Below are 22,084 nucleotides of genomic sequence, written 5' to 3'. Positions count from 1 at the left end.
GGCTCCGCGAAGCAATCCATGGCTCCGCGCGTGCGGTATGGATTGCTTCGTCGCTTACGCTCCTCGCAATGACGAGTGGAGACCGAGCCCTACCTATCCCGCTTTCCTCGCCGCCAGCGCATCGGCCACCGCGGTGCGGATGTCGTGCACCGAAAACGGCTTCGTCACCACGTCATGAACGATGGCGTTGAGACCGGAAGCGCGCTCGCGCTGGTCGGCAAAGCCGGTCATCAACAGGATCTTTAGGTCGGGAAAGTCGCGCGCCGCGGTCAGCGCCAGCGCGATGCCGTCCATGACCGGCATCTGGATGTCGGTCAAAAGCAGGTCGAACATGCCCTGTTCGCGGGTCAGGATATCGAGCGCTTCGGCGCCGTCCTCGGCGGTGACGGTCTCGTGGCCGTCCATGGCGATGGCGCGCGCCACCAGCGAGCGCATGGAATCTTCGTCGTCGGCAATCAGCACGCGTGGCATGAAGTCTTGATCTCTCGCCTCAGCGGAACAGGCGACCACGTTCAGGCGTGGCCGGCCAGATCCCGCTTGTTGAAGAAGCGTACGTCGATATTGCGGCCTTCGGGCGGCGGCGAGGCCAGCCGTGACTTGAAATAGGTGCGCTCGCCGGGCTTGAGTACCGGCTGCTCCAGCACCGCGTTCCAGGCGTAGATCTCGGCGCCCTGCGCGTCACGCACGGAGAAGCGCAGCCGCGGCAATTCGACCGGCTTTTTGGTCTCGCCTACGATCACGCCCTCGATCACCAGCACCGGCTTGCCGTCCACGGTCTCGTTGCTGACCTGGACGTCCTTGAAGGCCAGCCCGCGCAGGTTCACCTCCAATCCGACCATCTTGTAGAACGTCGCGGTCTGCGGCAGCAGCCGCACGACGTCGCTACGCCAGATCATCAGTGCCAGGACCAGTGCGCCCATCGCGGCGCAGGCGGTCGGCAGGCCGACGGCCGGCAGGAACCGAATTCGGGGCGGGGACGGTAGCCGGAACAGACGGGCCAGCCGCTCGCGGTGCGTGGTGATCGGAATTTCCTCATGGTCTTCCGCATCGCGCCGGGCGGCCGATGGCCAGTCGCTGCCGCCGCCCTGCGGCGCGCCATCGCCCTCGGCCGGCCAGCCGGCCGAAATCGAGGGGCTGTCGACTACCGGGGTATCCTGTGCCTCGTCCTCGCGCGCCATCGCCTCCCATTCGGCCGTGGTATCGTCCACGGCCGCTTGGCTCGATTGCGCCCGACTTGACGGCGGGCTTGGCATGGCTGCCGGCGCGGCTTCCGCCAGTTCGATCGCGTCCTCGGGCCGCGCCAGCCAGGTTTCCTTGCAACGGGAGCAACGGACGGTGCGTCCACCGGCCCCCAGGGTGGCCGGATTGATCGCGTAAGATGTTGTACAATGGGGGCAAACGATATGCATGGAGCCCATCTCACCAGTGTCTTTGCCCGGATGCTACATAGCGACTGTTAACGAATCGGAAACCATAACGGTCGCAAAACCGTTTTGTCCGGTTAGTACCCAAACCGGCGGGCTACGAGCCCGAAGTTCAGGTTCGGGCCCAGGTTCAGGTTCAAGTCCGGGGTCTCCGGGCACGGTCCATATCGAGCGGAGCTGAGCTTGGTTCGGTTCGAAAATGTCGGTTTGCGCTACGGGCTCGGCCCGGAGATTTTGCGCGACCTCTCCTTCATGATTCCGGCGCATTCCTTCCAGTTTCTCACCGGCCCCTCGGGCGCCGGCAAGACGTCGCTGCTGCGGCTGCTGTTCCTGTCGCTGCGGCCGACGCGCGGCCTCGTCAACCTGTTCGGCGAGGATGTCTCGCTGCTCGGCAAGGATCAGGTTGCGAACATGCGCCAGAAGATCGGCATCGTTCTGCAGGATTTTCGCCTGCTCGACCACATGACGACCTATGAGAATGTGGCGCTGCCGTTCCGCGTGATGGGCCGCGACGAATCCAGCTATCGCCGCGAGGTGATCGACCTGTTGCGGTGGGTCGGCCTCGGCGAGCGCATGGATGCGCTGCCGCCGATCCTGTCGGGCGGTGAGAAGCAACGCGCCGCGATCGCGCGCGCGGTGATCTCGCGGCCGCAATTGCTGCTGGCGGACGAGCCGACCGGCAGCGTCGACCCGACGCTCGGCCGGCGCCTGTTGCGGCTGTTCATCGAATTGAACCGGCTGGGCACCGCGGTGATCATCGCGACCCATGACATCACGCTGATGGATCAGTATGAGGCGCGGCGGCTGGTGCTGCATCAGGGACGGCTGCACATTTATGAGTAGGGTCGGCGACGAGCATGGACCGCTGGTGGACCTCGGCAACGAGCGCCCGCAGGTGCCGGCGCAGGCGCGCAACATGTCGCCGATCGTGCCGCGGGCTTCGATCTCCGGCCGTGCGCTGGTCGCAGTGGTCGCCATCATGACGTTCCTCGCGTCCATCACCACCGGCACGGTGTTTCTGATCAGCGCATCGGCGGCGGAATGGCAGTCGGAAGTCGCCAGCGAAATCACCGTTCAGGTGCGCCCCTCGGCCGGCCGCGATCTTGAGCGCGACGTGACCGCGGCGGCGGAGGCGATGCGGACGCAGCCCGGCATTGTCCAGGTCAAGTCGTTCAGCAAGGACGAATCGGCGAAACTGCTGGAGCCGTGGCTCGGCAGCGGGCTGTCGATCGAGCAATTGCCGGTGCCTCGCGTCGTCGTCGCGCGCGTGCAGCCCGGCACCACGCTCGACCTCGCAGGCCTGCGCAGGGCGGTGACGCAGGTGGCCCCGTCAGCGAGTGTCGACGACCACCGTGCCTGGATCGAGCGCATGCGCTCGATGACCGGAGCGACGGTGTTCGCCGGCGTCGGAATTCTTGCGCTGGTGATTGTGGCGACGATCATCTCGGTTTCGTTCGCGACCCGCGGCGCGATGGCGGCGAACCGCCCGATCGTCGAAGTGCTGCACTTCGTCGGCGCCGGAGACCGCTATATCGCCAACCACTTCCTGCGGCATTTTCTTAGGCTCGGGCTGGAGGGAGGGGTGATCGGCGGCGGCGCCGCGATGCTGGGTTTTGGCTTTTCCGAATCGATCGCGAGCTGGTTTTCGGGTACCCCCGTAGGCGATCAGTTCGCAGCGCTGCTGGGGACATTTTCGCTGCCGCCCTCGGGTTATCTGGCGCTCGCGGTGCAGGCCGTGGCGATTGCCGCCATCACCGCCTGGGCCTCGCGGCGAACGCTGTTTGCCACGCTGGACGATATCGATTGACGCGGCCGATGGCGGTTTCGAGTGAAGCAGGTCACGGACTTGTCCCCGGGGGCGGGACTCCACTTCGCGTGAAAACGTTCTAGAATTACAAACGGGAAGAGGACCGTTGGACTACATGGGTTTGCAGCACGCCGATAGCACGCCGAGGGCCGCACGACCACGCGGGTTGCTGCGCGCGGTCGTCGTCGGCTCGATGGCGATCCTGTTCGTCGGCGCGGCAGTGGGCTTCGCCGCCTTTCTCTCGCAGTTGCGCGGCGTCGAAATCAAGCCGGCGCGCAACGCCGACGGAATCGTGGTGTTCACCGGCGGCTCGTCGCGGGTGTCGGACGCGATGGAATTGCTGGCCGGTGGCTACGGCAAGCGGCTGCTGATTTCGGGCGTGCACCCGACCAACGCCGTCAGCGACATTTCGCGCTCACTGCCCGACAACCAGTCGCTGCTCGGCTGCTGCGTCGATCTCGACCGCTCCGCCGTCAACACGCGCAGCAATGCCGCGGAGACGCGGCGCTGGGCCCGCGAGCGCGGCTTCAAGTCGCTGATCGTGGTGACGTCGAACTACCATATGCCGCGGGCCATCCTGGAACTGTCGCATGCGATGCCTGATGTCACGCTGATTCCGTTCGCGGTGATCGGCGACAGATGGCGCGACGAGCCGTGGTGGACCAGCGGCACGACGCTGCGTCTGTTGCTGTCGGAATATGCGAAATACGTCGCCGCCGAGGTGCGCGTACGGCTGGCCGATGCCGGCCTCGAACTGATGCCCGCCCCCTCCGATCAGCCCGCGCCGGCGCCGCGCCGGCCGGCGACGGCGCAGGCCAACTGAGCGGCTCCTCCTGCATCGGCCTGCCAATGCCCGCGAGTTAATTCCCGCCGAGCGTTTTCTTTAGTCCTCTCCAGACGGCTGCAAGCTTATCCCGTGCAAGCCGGGCTAACGACGTGTCGGTCGTGATGATTCGGATGAGGCCCGATTCCCTGTTCGCGCACGCCGCCTCGGCGCGGTCGGCGGTCATCGGGATCACCACCTCGTCTTTCGCCTGATATGACGTGGCGATGCGACTGATCCCCGGAATTCCGTTGGCGCCGAGTTGAACCGCCCTGCATACCTCCCTGGGCGCCGATTGCAGATCGAGGATCCATCCGCGCCCGCTGCGGCTGAGGGCAGCCTCGCCCCAGGGCCACGCCAGTTCGCCATTCCTGACGAACCCAGCCGGAACGGCAACGCCTAGCTGACGCAGCGCCGGCAGGGTCATCTGTCCCTGCGCACCGGCGGGAGCTTTTTCCAGATCGCCGATGAATTCGGCGAATTGTGCGAGCAGTTGATCGATGGGAACAGGCGAGGGCGCGCGGTCGACGGGCGCACGTGCTTCGGCCGCGATGATCCGTATGATGTCCGATTCTGTATTCGAACACGCCACGTCGGCCTGCCCGGCCGTTACCGGAATGCTGGTTTCGTCCCGCGCAGAGGCCGATGCCGCGATGCGGACCACGCCGTGAATATTGTTCGCGGCGAGATAGATCGCCTTACAGGCATCCTTCGGTGCGGAGTACAGGTCCACGACCCACGTCTGTCCGTCGCGCGTCAGCACGACATCGCCCCACCGCGTCGCCAGCCGGCCGTTCCGCACAAACAGCTCGGGCACAGCTACACCGCGTTCGCGCAATGCGCCGAGCTCCAGCGGCCCTCGACCGTTTTCTCCCGCGCGTTGCAGGCTTTCTATCAGTTCGGCCAGACCTGCGATCGTCCGATCGATTGTCGCAACCGTCGTGGATGTCTCGCCTTCGACGGGAGTTTCCGCGAATTGCCCGTCGGAGCCGACGACGAAAACCCTGATTCCCTTGTTCACGAGGTCAACGCACTCCTCGGCGACGACGAGCGTAAACGAGTTTGCCTGCCCGCTCACCTCGAGATCCGTCGTCTGGGTGGCACCGCAGATTCGGTCTCCCAGCGCGACCAGGATGTCGCGGGTTTGGCCGTCCTGCGCGCCGCCGTTGATTTGCGCGTCGATGCGCAACGAAAGGTGCGGGCTGGCGCGGCTGAAGCGGGTGCCGAACAGATGCACGGCGGCGTCCAGCACGCGGCTAAACCGGAATTCGCCGACATGGCGCCCGACATAACCGCTGAACTTGCCGAACCCGTACAGGTCGGCCATCGACGTTCCCGCTCCAAACCACTCCACGCGGCGTTTCAGGGTGACGTCGTCGCGATGCGGCGTCGACTTCGCCGTCTCGGCCGCCGCCGCCTCGCGAATAGCCTTGAGGAGCGATCTGCCCTGCAGGCTCTCCGGAATGGTGACGCCGAGTTGGTCGAGGATGGTTGGATAGATGTCGACGGTATGCACCGGATCGAGCGATATTCCGCCGCGGCTTTGCCCGGGCAGCTTGATAATCAGCGGAATGGCCTGGACGTCAGGCAAACGAAAGTCGCTGGGATTGCGAGGCTGCTCGCCCGGCCACAAAGAGACCCCGTGGTCGGCCACCACGGCGATGATCGAATGATCGTACTGCCTATTGGCCTTGATCTGGGCCAGCAACTCTCCCAACAGCTTGTCGGCATGCATCGATTGCAGCAAATGGGCCTTGTAGTCATGCATGATCCTGACGTTGTCGTCGCCGAGCTTCGCGTCCTTGCGGTCCTTGAGCGACAGGTAGTCGCCCCATCGAGATTCCCCGTAGGAGCGCCCTGACGGGTAGTGCGACCAGCCATTGTGCGGATAGATGTTGTGGTAGACCGCCAGAAGTGGCTGTTCCGCCCGCGCCAGCGCGGTGACGAACTTTTCGTGATGACGCAGGCCGCGCGGCGACCTGTCACTGTCCTCGCCGAAGCGATTGTGTTGCAGGTCGATCCGCGGAAGGAGCGCGGCGAACTGCGGCGGCGCCACGATGTGCCCAAAGATGATCGCCATATCGAGAGCGATCGCGCTCAGCCTGTCCTGGCCGTCGGGTGCTTCCGTCTGCCAGCCCGGCGGCCTTGCGGGATTGAGGTCAGTTGCGAATTGCAGATCGAGAACGTTGTAGCTTGGGCCGAGCCGGTGAAAAATATTCTCCGGATAGCTTGTGTAGGTCGCCGGCACTTCGTGTTGGCGCATTCGGCCGGCGAGAATCGCGGGTACCGCGGCCTCGGTATGTCCCGACGCGGAACGCGCGTTGGCAAACCATGTCGCGCCGCGGGCGAATTGGTAGAAGTTCGGAAATTTGTTTCGATCGATCAGGCCGTCTGCGTCCAGGATCGTGGTTAGCGGCAGTTCGTCGTAGACGATCAGGATGACGTTGGGCCGGTCGGCGGCTTCGATCTTTTTGGCCGGCGGCACTTCGGAAAACCGGACCACACCCATGCCATGGGCATGGAGCAGCACGGCGGCGGGGAAGATGACCGTCGTCACGGCAAAGAACCTGACAAATCCCTGAATTTTCGGCTTCGTAAGCACGAGCGCCGCGAGACTGGCCGATACGATCAGCAGCAGGGCGTATATCCAGAGGGGCATCTCGCTGCGAGCCGTGAACGGCAGGCTGTGCACCAACTGGCGCGCCGCCATCAGCAAAGTCAGCGAGATGTAGAAGCAGAGAGCCAGAAACAACAGCGCGCTGCCGAGATTTCGGTGCAAGCGGTTGCCGAGCCGGACCAATAGCCAGGTGACAAGCGCCGGCACGATGTAGATGAGCAGTATGCAGAGCGTAAACTCGACGCTGCTCATTCTCCAGGCGACGAAAAAATTCAGGGTCCGCCCGGTGACGGAATAGAACGGCTGCGCGATGGCAACGGCCGACAGCGCGAGATGCAGCAGGAACGCGTTTTGCGCGCGCGCCGGGAAAGCGCTTTCGGTTGCCGTCACGCTCATGCCGCGCTCGGGGATGGAACCGGTGCCGGTTTCGGTTGAAGCAGATAGATCTGCCTGCGGCCTTGCTTGAGCGCCGCCGCATCGGCGATGTCGAACATCGATGCGGCGATGGATTCGAACTGATCCTGCGTATAGTCGGGATGCGCCTCTTTCTTGTTCTTCGTCAGGCGCAACGTCATCTCGTCCTCAGGTCCCACGAATTCCAGCACGACCGCCGCATCGAAGTTGCGGATCCACTGCAGAAAGTCCTGCATCGGAATATTCGCCGAGACCACCATGTGATGGATCAGCGCCAGGCACAGGATCAGGTCGGGCTTGCCGCGGCTGTCGAACGATTTCCTTTCCCGGCCCCGCCAGCCCTGGTCCGGCGATACGTTGTTCAGCGGCATCACCAGCGGCGTGATATTGCCCGGCCGTTCCGCCTTCAGGCGGCGGTAGAGCGTGTCGATGGCAAGCTCGTCCTCATCGACGGCGACGACGTGATCTGCATGGCCGCTGCACAGCCGCGCGAACGTTCCCGTGTTGCTGCCGAGATCGTAGACCATCCGCCATCGCTTGCCGCGGACGTGCCGTTCGACGAAGCCCTGCTTCTCGGCAAGCGATGCGTCGTCGTAGGAATGGGTCGTCTCATAGGCCGACCACGCGGTCTCGCCGCTGCTGCGGTCGAGCTTCGCCACCATCCGCCTGATCGATTGGACCATGCGCAGCGTCATCTCGCGCGTCTGCCGGACCGGCCATGTTGCCGGCGCGGTGTTCGTGGACGACGTCCGCGCTTCGGCCCGCTTGGCGTGGGCCTGCAGGCGTGCATGCAGGTAGAGATGGGTAAAGACGCCGCGCCGGCAAATGTCGCGCCATGAGATGAATTTAAGCGCCTCCTCGGGATCGACGCCTTCGAGATTGCTCCGCAGCAAATGTGCAATCTGGATGTCGCGATGCGCCTTGAGGAGCAGGGGGATGATGAACATCATGCAGAACTGGCGATATCCGGTCCAGGAGTCGCCGTCACGATAAGGCTCGAATGACGAGACGTCGATGAAGACAGGCTGCTGCCCGCGCCATTGCATGTTGTAGGCGGAGCCGTCCTTCAGCGTCCAGCCGTTCTCCAGCGCTTGCGAGAGCACGTCGAGATGCAGCAGCGCCGCATCCTTCAACATCCAAAACGGCCACTCATAGGGATACGAGATGAACGCCAGCCGCTCGTGCCGCACGACGCCGGCCCATCGGCCGGAGAGCTGCGCCATGATCTCCGGGCGGTCTTCCGTCTCGGTGGCGATGACCGCGCCGCTTTCCACGAGTCGCTGAAAGAACGCCGTTTGCCGGAGCTGATGCCAGTTGGCGGTTGCTTCCGCACTCAGGCTTCGAAACACTGCGCCGTCGTGATAGAAAATTCGATTGCTCGCGTCGCGAAATGAGCCGTGCTCGGGGGTCATGTCCTTCGAATTCTATTGGTCGCGGCGGCAGGTCGTTGCATCGGTTCGAGAGCGAGCTCTCCAGGTCTCGTTTCAGAAAGTCTCGTTTCACGAAGCCGCATCGCCGGCTACGGATGAAGCGATCAATCCTTGGTCCGCCCCGCAGCATCGCCGGCTTCGGGTCGATTCCTGCGGAACAGGGTGGTTGCCTTGTGGAAGTAGCCCTTCAACGTGTAGGTCGTCGCGGCCAGCACGCCGAGGATGGCGGTCAGGAGCATGCTGCCGGAACCCGGATCCAGATAGGCGAAGCTCGGGCCGATCGAAATCAAATAGAACGCACTGCCAAGCAGGGCAGTCCAGGTGATGTTCTTCGGGCTTGCGGTCATTTCCGGCGGCCTTTGACAAACGGTTCGACAGAGAATCACTGATATTGCTGGTTGTAGCGGAAGCGCGAAATTCTACCAAGAAGCGAAACGGTTAGCAATTTCAGAGACGGCGCAGGGGATGGCCGGTCGCGGAACCGTGCGCCCCGGGCGAGGCTGCGTCTTCTGCGCCCTCGGCGGAAGGGTGGAACGGATGCTGGTTGTGAAGCATCGCCGCGAGCTGGTGCAGTTGGGAATCGCGGAAACCTTCCGCCTCGATCGCCTTTACGGTGGCTAGAACATAGTCGCGGTTGACGCCGGACTGGCCGTGCCCCTGCAGCACGTGGCGCAACTGCTCGGCGAGCGACAGCCGACCGGCATATTGCGCGTGGCCGCGATCGACCACGTAGACCAGCGCGCTGACGCGCTCGCGCGCCTCGTTCTCCAGCCACACCGATCGTTTCACCTCGCGATAGACCGAAGTGACCTGCTCGCGTTCGCGCAAATAGGCGATGGTCGCGGTGCTGTGCTTTTCTGCAACCCGGAAAGCGATGCCGCGACAGGCGCCGCCGCGGTCGAGCCCGAGCACGAGACCCGGCTTTTCCGGCGTGCCGCGATGGACGAAGGAATAGACGCAGAGCGCGCGGTGTTCCCCGATCAGCCGCGCCGGCACCCGTTCGATGAAGTCGAAGCCCGGGCGCCACATCAGGGAGCCGTAACCGAACACCCAGAGGTCGCCTGTCGAGAATTCCGTATCGTTGAGTGTAATCGCGGACATGCCCTTGCACCGCTACCAGAACCGACCGGCAAAGCGAAGTGATTTCAATGCCTTTTGTTGTGGGAAGCGGATGCTTACATTCGCCTCAATCGCTAGCCAAAGGACGCCGCATGCCTGACATGACCCCCGCGCCGCGCCGGCGCCCGCTGTGGCGCCTCTTCATCGCGCCTGCACTGCTCCTTGTCGTTGCCGCGGCGTGGAGCGCGTTCTGGTTCTATGCCGCTTCCGAAGTCGGCGTGCGCGCGGATGCATGGGCCGCGCAGGAGGCAAAGGCCGGACGGGTCTATGCATGCGGCAAGCGTTCGGTGGCCGGCTTCCCGTTCCGTTTCGAAGTCCGCTGCGACGACGCCAGCGTTGCGCTGGTCTCGCAGACCGCCGGAGCGCAGGCGCTGTTCACCGCGCGGCTCGGGGAAATCATGGTTATCGCGCAGATCTATCAGCCGAAATTGCTGATCGCCGAATTCAAGGCGCCGGCGACGCTTTCCGATCGCGGCCAGCCGCCGTCGATGAAGGTGAATTGGACCAACGGCCAGAGCAGCATAGTCGGGTTGCCGGATATTCCGCAACGCGCCTCCATCGTGTTCGACAATCCCTCGATCGATCGCATCAACGGTCCCGTGCAGACGCCGCTCGCGCGCGCCGGCCGAGCTGGGTTGCACGGGCGCTTCGTCGAGGGCTCGACGAAAGATCATCCCGTGATCGAAACCGCGTTGCAAATAACAAGCGGCAGCGTGCAGGAGCTGCACCCGCTGCTGGCTGCCCCGTTCGATGCCGGCGTCGAGGCCAAGCTCACCGGGTTGAAGGATTTTTCGCCGAAGCCGTGGCCCGAGCGGTTCAGGGAGTTGCAGGCGGCGGGCGGCCATGTCGAAATCGTGCGCTCGCGCATTCAGCAGGGCGATCTGATCTCGGTCGCCGCCGGGACGTTGAGCCTCAATGCCCAGGGGCGGATCGACGGCGAATTGCAGATGACGGTGGCGGGGATCGAGAAGGTGATTCCGGCCCTTGGCATCGAAAAGATGCTGGAGGAGGGCGTTCCGCAGGCAACCCTCGATCGCGTCGCACCTGGCGTCAAGACGCAGGACCTCAACAATCTATTCGGCGCGCTCGACCGGGCGATCCCTGGCCTTGGCAAGGTCGTCAAGCAGAACGCCAACGCAGGTGTCGCCGCCGGCATCAACGCGCTCGGCAAGGAGACGGAGCTGGAGGGCAAGAAGGCGCGAGCTTTCCCGCTGCGCTTCGCGGACGGCGCGGTGTTTCTCGGGCCGTTCAAAGTAGGGCAGGTGCCGCCGCTGTTTTGATCGCCGTTATAGTTTGCGCGAATCTCTCCACGTCATTGCGAGCGTCGCGAAGCAATCGATCTTTCCCCGTGCGGAGGTATGGATTGCTTCGCGGAGCCTGTCATCGGGCGCGCATTCGCGCGACCCGTTGGCTCGCAATGACGGCCGAGAGAGCGGAGTCTCCTCACTCCCCCTTCTTTTCCAGCGGCGGATGCGGCCGGCCGAAGTCGGGCGCCGCCGAATCCTGGCCGATCTCGACGATGCCGCGGCGGATGGCACGGGTGCGGGTGAAGTGCTCGAACAGCGCCTCTCCGTCATTGCGGCGAATCGCACGCGTGAGTTTCGACAGGTCCTCGTTGAAGGTGCCGAGCATTTCCAGCACGGCTTCCTTGTTGTTCAGGAACACGTCGCGCCACATCGTCGGATCGGAGGCTGCGATGCGGGTGAAATCGCGAAAACCGCCGGCGGAAAACTTGATCACTTCCGACGACGTCACCTGCGCCAGCTCGTCCGCGGTGCCGACGATGGTGTAGGCGATCAGATGCGGCAGATGGCTGGTGATCGCCAGCACCAGGTCGTGATGATCTGGCGTCATGATCTCGACCTTGGCGCCCATGCCGGCCCAGAACGCGCGCAGCGTTTCGACCGCCATGGGATCGGCGCCGTCGGGCGGGGTCAGAATGCACCAGCGGTTGATGAAGAGTTCGGCGAAGCCGGAGTCGGGCCCCGAATGTTCGGTGCCGGCGACCGGATGCGCCGGCACGAAATGAACGTTGCCCGCCAGGTGTGGCGCCATTTCGCGGACGATAGCGCCCTTGACCGAGCCGACGTCGGAAACGATCGCGCCCGCTTTCAGGTGTGGAGCGATCTCCTGCGCCACCGGGCCGCAGGCGCCGACGGGAATGCAGAGGATCACGAGGTCGGCGTCCCCGACGGCTTCCACGTTGGTCTCGAGCACGCGATCGACGATACCGAGCTCAGTGACCCGCGCGCGGGTTTTCTCCGAGCGCGCCGTGGTGACGATTTCGCTGGCAAGCCCCTGGGCCCGCACAGCGCGCGCGATCGAGCCGCCGATCAGGCCGAAGCCGATCAGCGCGACGCGTCGGAAGATCGGTGCCGCGCTCACTTGACCGCCATGAAGTCGCGCAAGGCTTCGACGACGAGGCGGTTGGCCTCCTCGGTGCCGATGGTCATGCGCAGCGCGTGCGGGAGGCCGTAATTGTTCAGCGCGCGCAGCACCAGGCCGCGTTTGGTGAGAAACGCATCCGCTTCAGTCGAGGTCTTGCCTTTCTCGGTCGGGAAATGGATCAGCACGAAGTTCGCGACGCTGGGCGTCACCTTCAAGCCGAGCTTGCCGATTTCCTCGGTCAGCCAGTTGCGCCATTGCTCGGTAAAGGCCTTCGACATCTGGACATGCGCGGTGTCCTCGATCGCGGCCACCGCCGCCAGCATCGCCGGCGTCGAGACGTTGAAGGGCCCGCGGATCCGGTTGACGGCATCGACGATGTTGGCCGGGCCGAACATCCAGCCGATCCGCAGAGCCGCGAGCCCGTGAATCTTGGAGAAGGTGTGTGTCATCACGGTGTTTTCGGTGGTCGCCACCAGCTCCAGCCCCAGCTCGTAGTCGTTGCGCGAGACGTAGTCGGCGTACGCAGCATCGAGCACCAACAGCACATGCGGTGGCAGACCGGCGCGCAGCCGCTTGACCTCGTCGAAGGGCACATAGGTGCCGGTGGGGTTGTTCGGGTTGGCGAGCCAGACCAGTTTGGTGCGCGGCGTCACGCGCGCTAGAATGGCGTCGACGTCGGCAGTGAAGTTGGTCTCCGGCGCCACCACGTTCTTGGCGCCGTTCGCCATCGTGGCGATCGGGTAGACCAGGAAGCCGTGGGCGGTCGAGATCGCCTCATCGCCATGGCTGAGATAGGTGTGCGCCAAAAGATTGAGGATTTCGTCCGAGCCGGCGCCGCAGATGATGCGGTTGGGGTCGAGACCGTAGGCGCGGCCGATCGCCTCGCGCAGCACCTTTGAGGTTCCTTCCGGATAGTCTTCCAGATGCCCGGCGGCGTCCTTGTAGACGGCTATCGCCTTCGGCGACGGCCCGAACGGGGTTTCGTTGGCCGACAGCTTGAACACCTTGCGGCCCGGCTCCGGCACCGGCGTCTTGCCGGGCGTGTAGGGCGCAATATCGAGAATGCCGGGATTCGGCACGGGGCGGTTCATCTTCAACTCCGGAAATGGCAGGCAGCGTTTAAGGCTTCGCAGACCCGTTCGGGGGCACCGTATAGCGTGTTGCGTGGCTGCCGACGAGGGCTGAAGAGCGCACCGAGGCGCCGGCCTGGATCAGGGCGGCTTTGATCTTTTCGAAGCCGGTGCCTGCGTCCGAGACCAGAAGCGCCGCGCCGTCGAAGGCGGTATCGGGCACGGCGACGATTTCGGCGAGCGGGGCCAGCGCACGAGCGACGTCGGCGTTCCACCCCGAGACGCGGACGCTCCACATCTCGACTTCCGTCACCATGGCGTCGTCGGCGACACGCGAGATCACGAACACCGGCAGCGCCGCCGGATGATCGGCGCGTTCGAGGAACGGCAGCCGGGCGATGATCTTCGGCGCGCCATCGGCTTCGAGCGCATTCCACCACGGTGTGCGGCTCGACACCGCCGAGACCAGCGCCAGATCGCCCTTCGATTTCGCCACCGCCTCGACGGCGGCCTGCGCGCTGAAATGGCCGACATAGGGCACCACGAAGCCGAAGTGAAACCGCGCCGAATCCCGCATCGCGGGCTCGCCGACCGAGACGTCCGCATGCACCGAGAACGGCGCCTGGACGTAAGTGAAGGTCGAGATGATGACGCGCCAGATACTTTCGATGGTGTCGAGCGGCAGGATGCCGCGATGGCGCCGGACGAGCTCGCGCATCATGCTGGCCTCGCGCGCCGGGCGAAATGCCGAGCCGACTTCCTGGGTCTGCTTCACCTGGATCAGCCGGTCGATAATGTCGCCGCGCGCCATCAGCAGGCGATGGACCTGCTCGTCGATCGCGTCGATCTCCTTGCGCAATTCCTGCAGCGAGGGCGGAGCCGGGGGAGCTTTGGACATCTCAGAAACCTTCAGGGCCGGATCGATCCGAAATCACCGGCAATCACGGCCATTGATTAGAAAAGACGGCCGCTGAAAGCAAAGAGAAACGTCAGATCCGCCATGATCCCCGCAGGGTTAACCATGCGGCTGCCTTGACGGGGGACCTGCTTCGGACTAGCTTTGTTCCATTCCGTGGTCATTTGAGCCGGCCGGCTTGCAGCCACGTTAAACAACTCGCTAAACAGGCCGGGGACAGAGTTGATCCCGGCCGAACCTTTCGTTCAGGCCGGGTTTTTTATGGCCTGACTTCTGTCTGGAGCCTCCGCAAGGAGGTTGGTCGTCGATGACAAATTTGCAGTCGGTATCCAGTCCGTCGATTCACAGCGAGGACCGCGCCCACGAGGCCGATCATCCGACTTCGACGGTGGCGAAGTTCGGCGTCGAGCAGCCGCTAAAGCTCGATTGCGGCATTGATCTCGCGCCGTTCCAGATCGCGTATCAGACCTATGGCGAGCTGAACGCCGATCGCTCCAATGCGATCCTGATCTGCCACGCGCTGACGCTGGATCAGCATGTCGCCAATGTGCATCCCCTGACCGGCAAGGCCGGCTGGTGGGAAATCATGGTCGGCCCCGGCCGTCCGCTCGATACCGACAAGTACTTCATCATCTGTTCGAACGTGATCGGCGGCTGCATGGGATCGACCGGTCCGGCCTCGACCAATCCGGCGACCGGCAAGGCCTGGGGGCTGGATTTCCCGATCATCACCATCCCCGACATGGTCCGCGCGCAGGCCTTGCTGCTCGACCGGCTGGGCATCGAGACACTACTCTGTGTGATCGGCGGATCGATGGGCGGCATGCAGGTGCTGCAATGGACCGCCGCCTATCCGGAGCGGGTGTTTTCGGCGCTGCCGGTGGCGTGCAGCACGCGCCATTCGGCGCAGAACATCGCGTTTCACGAACTCGGCCGGCAGGCCGTGATGGCTGACCCGGACTGGCACCATGGGCGCTATTTCGAACGCAACACCCATCCGCATCGCGGGCTGGCGGTGGCGCGGATGGCAGGGCACATCACCTATCTCTCCGACGCCGCGCTGCATCGCAAGTTCGGACGGCGGATGCAGGACCGCGAGCTGCCGACGTTTTCGTTCGACGCGGATTTCCAGGTCGAAAGCTATCTGCGTTATCAGGGCTCGTCCTTTGTCGAGCGTTTCGACGCCAACAGCTACCTCTATCTGACGCGGGCGATGGACTATTTCGATATCGCCGCCGACCACAACGGCGTGCTGGCGCAGGCGTTTCGCGGCATCAAGACCCGCTTCTGCGTGGTGTCATTCACTTCCGACTGGCTGTTCCCGACCTCGGAATCGCGCGCGCTGGTGCATGCGCTGAACGCATCGAGCGCGCGGGTGTCGTTTGCCGAGATCGAGACCGACCGCGGCCACGACGCATTCCTGCTCGACGTGCCCGAGTTCTTCGACATTTCCCGCGCCTTCCTGGAATCCGCGGGCAAGGCGCGCGGCCTTGAAAGCAAAGCGTTTTCAAGCGAAGTGGATACCGGTTCGCGTGAAGAAAACGCGTCAAAACAAGAAAGGTAGAGCTTTTTCCGTTCCGATCGAATCGGAACGGAAAAAGCTCTGGAGTGGCTGACATGGCGTTACAGGAACAGGCCTTGCCGCTCGGCGGCATCGCTCCCGATCGCACCGGCAAGCATCGCACCGATCATCTCCTCGTCGCCGAAATGATTTCGGCCGGCTCAAAAGTGCTCGACGTCGGCTGCGGCGACGGCGAACTCTTGCAACTGCTGGAGAGCCGCGGCATCGATGGCCGCGGCATCGAGCTGTCGCGCGAGGGCGTCAACCGCTGCGTCGCCAGGGGGCTGGCCGTGGTGCAGGGCGACGCCGATACCGATCTCGTCAATTATCCCGATGATGCTTTCGACTACGTGATCCTGTCGCAGACGCTGCAGGCGACGCGGCAGCCGAAGACCGTGCTGGAGAATCTGTTGCGCATCGGCCGGCGCGCGGTCGTGTCGTTCCCGAATTTCGGCTTCTGGAAGATGCGGCTGCAACTGCTCGTCGGCGGCCACATGCCGCGCACCGAACATCTCCCCGCCACCTGGTACGACACGCCGAACATCCATTTCTGCACCATCAAGGATTTCGTCCAGCTGTGCGACGAGATCAACGTCAAGATGGAGCGCGCGGTGGCGCTCGATCTCTATGGCCGCCCGGTGCCGCTGAACCTGCCCTGGTGGGTCTGGAACATGTTCGGCGAGCAGGGCGTGTTTTTGCTGAGCAGGGGCGGAAGCGCGAAGTAGAGAAAGCATGCCGCGGCGGCGGTCCACTCCCTCTCCCGCTTGCGGGGGAGGGCCGGGGTGGGGGTGCTTCCGCATAACGTGCTCGTCGAATGGACAACCTTTTCTCACTGGATCGAGTGCGTCGACTAAGCGAATGGTGGGCGGCTCTCTCCACTCGAACAGTGTGACTCGCGGAGGCACCCCCACCCCAACCCTCCCCCGCAAGCGGGAGAGGGGGCGCATCTCCGCTGCGGCTAAACCTAAACCACCGCCGCCACCAGCGACCTCGGATCCCGCACCGGCCATCGGCCGGCCTCCACCAGCGCGATGAACCGCTCCACCATCTCATTAAACAGCGCCGGCTCTTCCAGATTCAGCACGTGGCCGGACTTCGGAAAGAACGAAAGCCCCGCCGCCGGCAGATGCTGCTTTAAAAACAGGCTCGGTCCGATGCAATTGTCGTCCTCGTCACCGCAGAGAATGAGCGCCGGCGTCGGCACGCGCCGGATCGCCTCCGTCATGGTGTAGATCGACGGGCGCTTGCCTTGAAAGCTGCGCATGGTGTTGGCCGAGCCTCTGGCATCGTGCCGGGCCAGCGCGGCGTAGAAATCGGCGTGGCCGCGCGGGTCCTTCAGCAGAAACGGAATCCGGCTCGGCGCCTCCCGCGTCACCTTGGCGACCTCGACCGAACCGATCGTCTCATACTGCTCGGCATTGGCGACACATTGCGCGCGGAACGCGTCGAGATTTTCCAAACCCGATCCTGCGCCGACCGCAGCGAGCGTCATCGACAGTGCGCGCTCCGGCGCGTTGAGGCCGACCTGTAGCGAGGAATAGGAGCCCATCGACAGGCCGACGAAATGGGCGCTTGCGATGCCGAGGTGATCGAGCACGGCGAGAGCATCGGTGTAAAAATGCTCGTAGGTATAGACGTCGGCCGATGGCGGCACGTCGGAAGGCGTATAGCCGCGCGCCGAATAGGCGATGCAGCGATGGCCGCGCGAGAAATAGCGCATCTGCGGCTCCCAGTTGGTGTGGTCGGCCGCGAACTCGTGCAGGAAGATGATCGGCGTCCCGCTTCCGGCCTCTTCATAGTGCAGACGAACGTTGTCCCTGGCGACGGCGTAAGGCATTTCTGATTCCTCTCGATTTTCTCGTTTTTTCGTAACTTCGTTGCGTGACGAGCAGGCAAAATTGCAATTAATTCTCGGGGCTGCAATGCGGCGGAATTGTTCCATTTTCGCCATCGAATCTTCGCGGAATTACCCCGGAATCGTTTCCGCGCCGCCACATGAAATCTTCCTCTCGTCACATCCCGAAACGCAAAACGCCGCCCGCGTTCGTTCGTAGGCGAACGCAAAGGGGAAGTGGGAGTTCTACAGAGGACTAAGTATGCGTCAGTTGTTTGCGTTTCGCCGGTCGCTTCGTTTCATCGCGCTGGCATTGTGTTCGGCTTCTATCGTCGTATTTGTCACTCCGGCTTCGGCAAGACCTCACCACGGCGCAGGGCGGCACGCCCGGGCCTATCACGCCGGCCATCATGCCAAGCATCACTACGCCTATCGCCACCATCGCCGTGCTCTCAGGATGTCGCGCTGGGAGCGCCAAGTCGCACAGACGCAGGCCGGCAGCTTTTCGGATTTCAACCCGAGCTACACGGGCACCCCTCAGATGGTCGCACCCGGCGGCTTCGGTTACGCCAACGCTGACGCATCGCGCAACGTCCGCACCGGCCGCCGTGGCGCCCGGCTCCAACATGCCGAGCGCACCTCGCGCTGGGATCGCGCCGTCGCGCGCATGCAGACGCGCGGCCTTGCCGACGCCAACGCGAGCGTCGCCGCGAACGCAAACGTCGCAGCGGATGCTGGCGTCGCTTCGAATGCAACGGTGACGCCCACCGGCGGCGCGATGGCCTCGGGCTACACCTCGTCGAACGTCGTCGCCGAAGCGCGCAAATATCTCGGCGGCAACCCGACCGGGCGTGGCAGCCTGTGGTGCGCGCGCTTCATGAACATGGTTCTGCAGCATTCCGGCTATCGCGGCACCGGCTCCGACATGGCGAGTTCGTTCGCGAAATACGGCCAGCGCGTTTCCGGCCCGCAGGTCGGCGCCATCGCGGTGATGACGCGCGGCCGCCGCGGCGGCCATGTCGGCATCATCACCGGCGTCGACGCCAAGGGCAATCCGATCATGATCTCCGGCAACAACGGCAATCGCGTCCGTGAAGCCCCGGTCTCACGAGGCCGGATCTACGCCTACGTCATGCCGACGAGCTGAGACGGATCGCGACAAACCGTACGGTGGGCAAAGGCGCGCAAGCGTCGTGCCCACCATCGCCCGTGAGCGAAGATCATTCGCTCATGGGAGCGGTTCGACCTTCGCCGCCATATCGGGGGCGCGTGTCACCCTGTATGTCGCGTTGCTGCATTTGAGGACCCAGACAGCACGGTCCGGCTGTGAGCGCTTTCTGTCCCTCGTGGCGCCAAGCGCCTTGTCACAGGTGAATCCCTGTGTACGAATCTGAGCCGACAGCATTGTCTGCGGCGTTTCGGCCGCAACCTGTTGCGCCCGCACCTGCGGGCTGAAAAGCACGGCAGCGATAGCCAGGAGTAACGATCCCGGTGTTTTGCGCATAACCTCAATCCTCCGACAGACATCCCGCTCGTCTGAGTGCTGAACTATATGGCAAGAACACCGGCGTTGTCTGCTTGGAGTCATTGGCGGTCTTCGGCCGAAGTCACCTTAACGTCCGCTAAGGGCCCGTCGGCCGAGTGGATGTGAGAGCGGCCCGCATCTCGCTGCGCCGATCGCAAGTAGTTCCGGCGCGCGGCCGCTGCATGTGAAGTGCGCCACCTCACGGAGGCTTTGTCTCGTTTGAGCGAGGGATGGTCGAGGCGCGTCCTGGCGCGCCGACCTCTCGGTTTCGTGAGGATGCTTCATGCGCAGCTCGGCATGTAACGATGGAACCGCGCCGACGAAGTCGTTTTCGTAGGTCGACGAAGACATGCTGAAACGAACCGATGGTTTAATGGTCTTCAACCCAAAACCATGGGTGGCTATTGAGGCGTCATTATCACCCTGACTTGTGAGCAGCGATGCGAGCGTCGTGTGTTTCAAAATTTTGGGGCGTCAAGGTTCGCCCGCTGGAGATATTTGATTGAGTCATAGGTGCCGTCATGCGCGAAGATCTTGCTTCATCCAGTTTCCTTGCCGTTATCATCGTGAGTTTGATTGTCGTTTGTAGTGGCCTCGTCGCACTTGGAATCTGAAACTGCAGCGAAATGTCCGGCCTCGCGCCGTGCTTGGCACGAAGTGTCATCGCTTGACCGCTGCACGCGTGCTGCTGTTCGCAACATGATCCGCTGCGGTGGAACTGTTTCCAAATATTTCTATCGGCTGGGCAGTCTGGAGAGATTCTAGCAACCACCCATCGAACTCCGAAGATGCTTGCGTTAGAGCGGGGCATCAAAAAATCATACCGGCCAAGCCGGCAGACCTCGGGGCAATTTCAGGGTGACACCAACAGGATTCGATTCGCTTTCCGCCACTCGACTTCAACTCATGCGAATGATCTGCCTCGGGGCAGTCAGCGGATTAACCCTTCTCCTACCGCCCAGAACCGCACTGGCGCAGTCGGCGCTGCCACCGGTCACCGTGGACGCGCCGCAGCAACGCGCTCGTCAGGTTGCGGCCCAGCCATCCCGCCGCGCTTCGACCACGCGCGGCGCGCGCGCAGCTCGTGCAGCCCGCTCGCCGCAAGCGGTGCCCGCTGCGGCCGCATCGGGTCCCGGTGCCGGCGAACGCGCCAATGGTCCGGTGCGCGGCTTCGTCGCGACCCGCAGCGGAACAGGGACCAAGACCGACACGCCGATCATCGAAACCCCACAGTCGATTTCCGTCGTCACCACCGATCAGATCAAGAACCAGGGTGCGGAATCGGTCGGCGCCGCGCTGCGCTACACGGCAGGCGTCAGCGGGGACGTTAACGGCGGATCGGATACCCGCTTCGGCGGGTTGCAGATCCGCGGTTTCGACATGACCATGCCCGGCCTCTATCTCGATGGCCTCCGGCTGCCAAGCAGCCGCTATGTGCACTTCCTCGGTCTGGAACCCTACGGCGCCGAGCGCCTGGAAGTGCTGAAGGGTCCATCCTCGGTAATGTATGGCGGCAGCGGCACCGGCGGCATTCTCAATTATGTCAGCAAGCTGCCCACGGCCTACCAGTTTGGCGAAGTGTCGGTGTCGGGCGGAAGCTTCAATCGCTACCAGGGGCAGTTTGACGTCGGCGGCCCCGCCAACAAGGAAGGCACCGTATTGTGGCGGCTGACGGGCGTCGTCCGCGACGGCGAAACCCAGGTCGATTTCACCAAGGACAACCGCGTCTTCATCGCGCCCGCGGTGACGTTCAAGCCGAACGACGCCACCACCATCACGCTGCTGGCCAATTATCAAAAGGACACTGCGGGCTGGGGTCTGCAGTTCCTTCCGCCCTCCGGCACGGTATTTCCGAACAACGGCCGCATTATCCCGAACACGTTTTTCGGCGGCGAACCCAATTTCAACCGGTTCGATACCGAACTGGCCACAGCCGGATACTTGCTTTCGCATGACCTCAACGAGGCACTCACGTTCCGGCAGAACCTGCGTTATGCGTGGATGCACAACGAACAGCAGAGCTTCTACGGTCTGGGCTACCTCTCGGCGGCCGACGAAGCGGCAGGTCTGATGTCACGCGCCGGTTCCGGCGGCGCGTCAACCATCAACTCGTTCGCCGTCGATAACCAGCTCCAGGGCAAGTTTGTTACCGGCATCCTGAGCCACACTACGTTGTTCGGCATCGACTACCGCAACACGTCGTTCCGGGACACAGCTTCAACGTATAGCACCGGCAAGATCAACGTGTTTGCGCCTGTCTACACCAACACCTGGACCAACCTCGGCCCTTCTGACGACCTGAACATCAAGCAGTCGCAGATTGGTTTCTACGCGCAGGATCAGATCAAGCTCGGCCGGCTCTCGTTCCTGCTTGGCGCCCGGCAGGACTTCGCCACGACCGACCTCAACGACTTTCTCCTTCGGTCTTCCGCCACCGCCGACGCTTCGGCATTCACCCGTCGCGCAGCGGTGATGTACAATTTCGACAACGGCGTCGCGCCATATTTCAGCTACGCCGAATCATTCCTGCCGGTACTCAACACCAACGCCGCGGGCGAGCTGCTGAAGCCGGAAACCGGCGTCCAGTATGAAGTCGGCGTGAAATATCAGCCGGTCGGGATCAATGCATTGATCACACTGGCGGCCTTCGATCTGACGCGGTCCAATGTCGTCACCTTCGCGCCTCCGACATACACTGCCGAGCAGAGGGGGCAGGTGAACTCGCGCGGCATCGAACTCGAAGGCACGGCCACGCTGACGGAAGGTTTCAACGTCCGTGGCGCCTACTCCTACATCGACGCCGTGGTCACGCAGGATCCCGTCAACGTCGGCAAGGCGCCGACCACCGTGCCGCTCAACCGGTTCGCGCTGTGGAGCGATTATACGCTGCAGAGCGGCGCGCTCGCTGGCGTGCAGGTCGGCGGCGGCGTCCGTTATGTCGGCTCGACCTTCGGCGACGACGCCAACACCTTCAAGGTGCCGGCCTCGACCGCGTTCGACGCGCTGCTGGCCTACACCAAGGGCAATTATCGCCTGGCGCTGAACGTCACCAACGTCGCCGACACCCGCTATGTCGCAGCCTGCTACGGCTACACCAGTTGCTTCTATGCCGAAGGCCGCAAGGCGATCGCGAAGCTGACCTATCGATGGTAGGTC

18 protein-coding genes and 1 riboswitch are annotated in these 22,084 nt (G+C 63.6%); of the genes, 8 read left to right on the top strand and 10 right to left on the bottom strand.

What is annotated here, in order from left to right; genetic code table 11:
- Window positions 1–93: 93 nt before the first annotated feature.
- Window positions 94–471: a response regulator gene (locus ACH79_RS05035; protein ID WP_161850027.1), complete on the bottom strand. Its 378-nt coding sequence runs from the start codon at window positions 469–471 to the stop codon at window positions 94–96.
- A 41-nt stretch (window positions 472–512) separates the two neighbouring features.
- Window positions 513–1,409 (bottom strand): MJ0042-type zinc finger domain-containing protein, encoded by an 897-nt coding sequence (locus ACH79_RS05030; RefSeq protein ID WP_161850026.1) that lies wholly within the window; start codon window positions 1,407–1,409, stop codon window positions 513–515.
- 198 nt (window positions 1,410–1,607) lie between these two features.
- On the opposite strand from ACH79_RS05030, the gene ftsE reads away from it, so the two are divergent.
- The 3 genes from ftsE (at window position 1,608) to ACH79_RS05015 (ending at window position 4,054) form a co-directional block, all read left to right on the top strand.
- Entirely contained in the window at window positions 1,608–2,267 is a 660-nt protein-coding gene (gene ftsE, locus ACH79_RS05025; protein WP_065751967.1) for a cell division ATP-binding protein FtsE, read from the top strand.
- Complete coding sequence (locus tag ACH79_RS05020; RefSeq protein ID WP_161850025.1) at window positions 2,260–3,231, top strand: ABC transporter permease; 972 nt, start codon at window positions 2,260–2,262, stop codon at window positions 3,229–3,231. The genes ftsE and ACH79_RS05020 overlap by 8 nt, the downstream gene beginning before the upstream one ends.
- A gap of 115 nt (window positions 3,232–3,346) precedes the next feature.
- Window positions 3,347–4,054 carry a YdcF family protein gene (locus ACH79_RS05015; RefSeq protein ID WP_161856220.1) on the top strand — a complete coding sequence of 236 codons (708 nt, stop codon included), beginning with the start codon at window positions 3,347–3,349 and terminating at the stop codon, window positions 4,052–4,054.
- A gap of 37 nt (window positions 4,055–4,091) precedes the next feature.
- Here ACH79_RS05015 and ACH79_RS05010 read toward each other — a convergent pair whose 3' ends face one another.
- From ACH79_RS05010 to ACH79_RS04995, 4 genes are all read right to left on the bottom strand, one after another.
- Entirely contained in the window at window positions 4,092–7,067 is a 2,976-nt protein-coding gene (locus ACH79_RS05010) for a sulfatase-like hydrolase/transferase (RefSeq protein WP_161850024.1), read from the bottom strand.
- Window positions 7,064–8,497 carry a class I SAM-dependent methyltransferase gene (locus ACH79_RS05005; protein WP_161850023.1) on the bottom strand — a complete coding sequence of 478 codons (1,434 nt, stop codon included), beginning with the start codon at window positions 8,495–8,497 and terminating at the stop codon, window positions 7,064–7,066. Before ACH79_RS05005 ends, ACH79_RS05010 begins: the two co-directional genes overlap by 4 nt.
- 122 nt (window positions 8,498–8,619) lie before the next feature.
- Window positions 8,620–8,862 carry a hypothetical protein gene (locus ACH79_RS05000; RefSeq protein WP_161850022.1) on the bottom strand — a complete coding sequence of 81 codons (243 nt, stop codon included), beginning with the start codon at window positions 8,860–8,862 and terminating at the stop codon, window positions 8,620–8,622.
- 100 nt (window positions 8,863–8,962) lie between these two features.
- A complete protein-coding gene (locus ACH79_RS04995) occupies window positions 8,963–9,616 on the bottom strand; it encodes a gamma-glutamylcyclotransferase (protein WP_161850021.1) in 654 nt (217 codons plus the stop codon).
- A 110-nt stretch (window positions 9,617–9,726) separates the two neighbouring features.
- On the opposite strand from ACH79_RS04995, the gene ACH79_RS04990 reads away from it, so the two are divergent.
- Window positions 9,727–10,914: a DUF2125 domain-containing protein gene (locus ACH79_RS04990; RefSeq protein ID WP_161850020.1), complete on the top strand. Its 1,188-nt coding sequence runs from the start codon at window positions 9,727–9,729 to the stop codon at window positions 10,912–10,914.
- Between the two features lie 163 nt (window positions 10,915–11,077).
- Here ACH79_RS04990 and ACH79_RS04985 read toward each other — a convergent pair whose 3' ends face one another.
- The 3 genes from ACH79_RS04985 to ACH79_RS04975 are packed head-to-tail and all read right to left on the bottom strand — an operon-like array spanning window position 11,078 to window position 13,990.
- Complete coding sequence (locus ACH79_RS04985; protein ID WP_161850019.1) at window positions 11,078–12,019, bottom strand: prephenate/arogenate dehydrogenase family protein; 942 nt, start codon at window positions 12,017–12,019, stop codon at window positions 11,078–11,080.
- Window positions 12,016–13,113, bottom strand: coding sequence for a histidinol-phosphate transaminase (gene hisC / locus ACH79_RS04980; protein WP_161850018.1), 1,098 nt, complete (start codon window positions 13,111–13,113; stop codon window positions 12,016–12,018). Before hisC ends, ACH79_RS04985 begins: the two co-directional genes overlap by 4 nt.
- Before the next feature lie 28 nt (window positions 13,114–13,141).
- On the bottom strand, window positions 13,142–13,990 hold the full coding sequence (locus tag ACH79_RS04975; protein ID WP_161850017.1) for a chorismate mutase: 849 nt from the start codon (window positions 13,988–13,990) through the stop codon (window positions 13,142–13,144).
- Between the two features lie 164 nt (window positions 13,991–14,154).
- A riboswitch (SAM riboswitch) is annotated at window positions 14,155–14,234 on the top strand.
- Window positions 14,235–14,315: 81 nt separating this feature from the next.
- Here ACH79_RS04975 and ACH79_RS04970 point away from each other — a divergent pair.
- Both ACH79_RS04970 and metW read left to right on the top strand, forming a co-directional pair.
- Window positions 14,316–15,572, top strand: coding sequence for a homoserine O-acetyltransferase (locus tag ACH79_RS04970; protein ID WP_161850016.1), 1,257 nt, complete (start codon window positions 14,316–14,318; stop codon window positions 15,570–15,572).
- Between the two features lie 53 nt (window positions 15,573–15,625).
- A complete protein-coding gene (metW, locus tag ACH79_RS04965; RefSeq protein WP_161850015.1) occupies window positions 15,626–16,294 on the top strand; it encodes a methionine biosynthesis protein MetW in 669 nt (222 codons plus the stop codon).
- 239 nt (window positions 16,295–16,533) lie between these two features.
- Here the strand turns inward: metW and ACH79_RS04960 are convergent, their stop codons facing one another.
- Complete coding sequence (locus ACH79_RS04960; protein WP_161850014.1) at window positions 16,534–17,406, bottom strand: alpha/beta fold hydrolase; 873 nt, start codon at window positions 17,404–17,406, stop codon at window positions 16,534–16,536.
- A gap of 259 nt (window positions 17,407–17,665) precedes the next feature.
- On the opposite strand from ACH79_RS04960, the gene ACH79_RS04955 reads away from it, so the two are divergent.
- Both ACH79_RS04955 and ACH79_RS04950 read left to right on the top strand, forming a co-directional pair.
- The gene (locus ACH79_RS04955; protein WP_246738434.1) at window positions 17,666–18,550 is read left to right on the top strand and encodes a TIGR02594 family protein; all 885 of its coding nucleotides are present in this window, start codon (window positions 17,666–17,668) and stop codon (window positions 18,548–18,550) included.
- A gap of 1,539 nt (window positions 18,551–20,089) precedes the next feature.
- A complete protein-coding gene (locus ACH79_RS04950) occupies window positions 20,090–22,081 on the top strand; it encodes a TonB-dependent siderophore receptor (RefSeq protein WP_161856218.1) in 1,992 nt (663 codons plus the stop codon).
- Window positions 22,082–22,084: the final 3 nt, after the last annotated feature.

Origin of the sequence: Bradyrhizobium sp. CCBAU 051011 (assembly GCF_009930815.1) — a bacterium.
In the GTDB taxonomy this organism is placed as follows: Bacteria; Pseudomonadota; Alphaproteobacteria; order Rhizobiales; family Xanthobacteraceae; genus Bradyrhizobium.
This window is presented reverse-complemented; position numbering and strand designations above follow the sequence as displayed.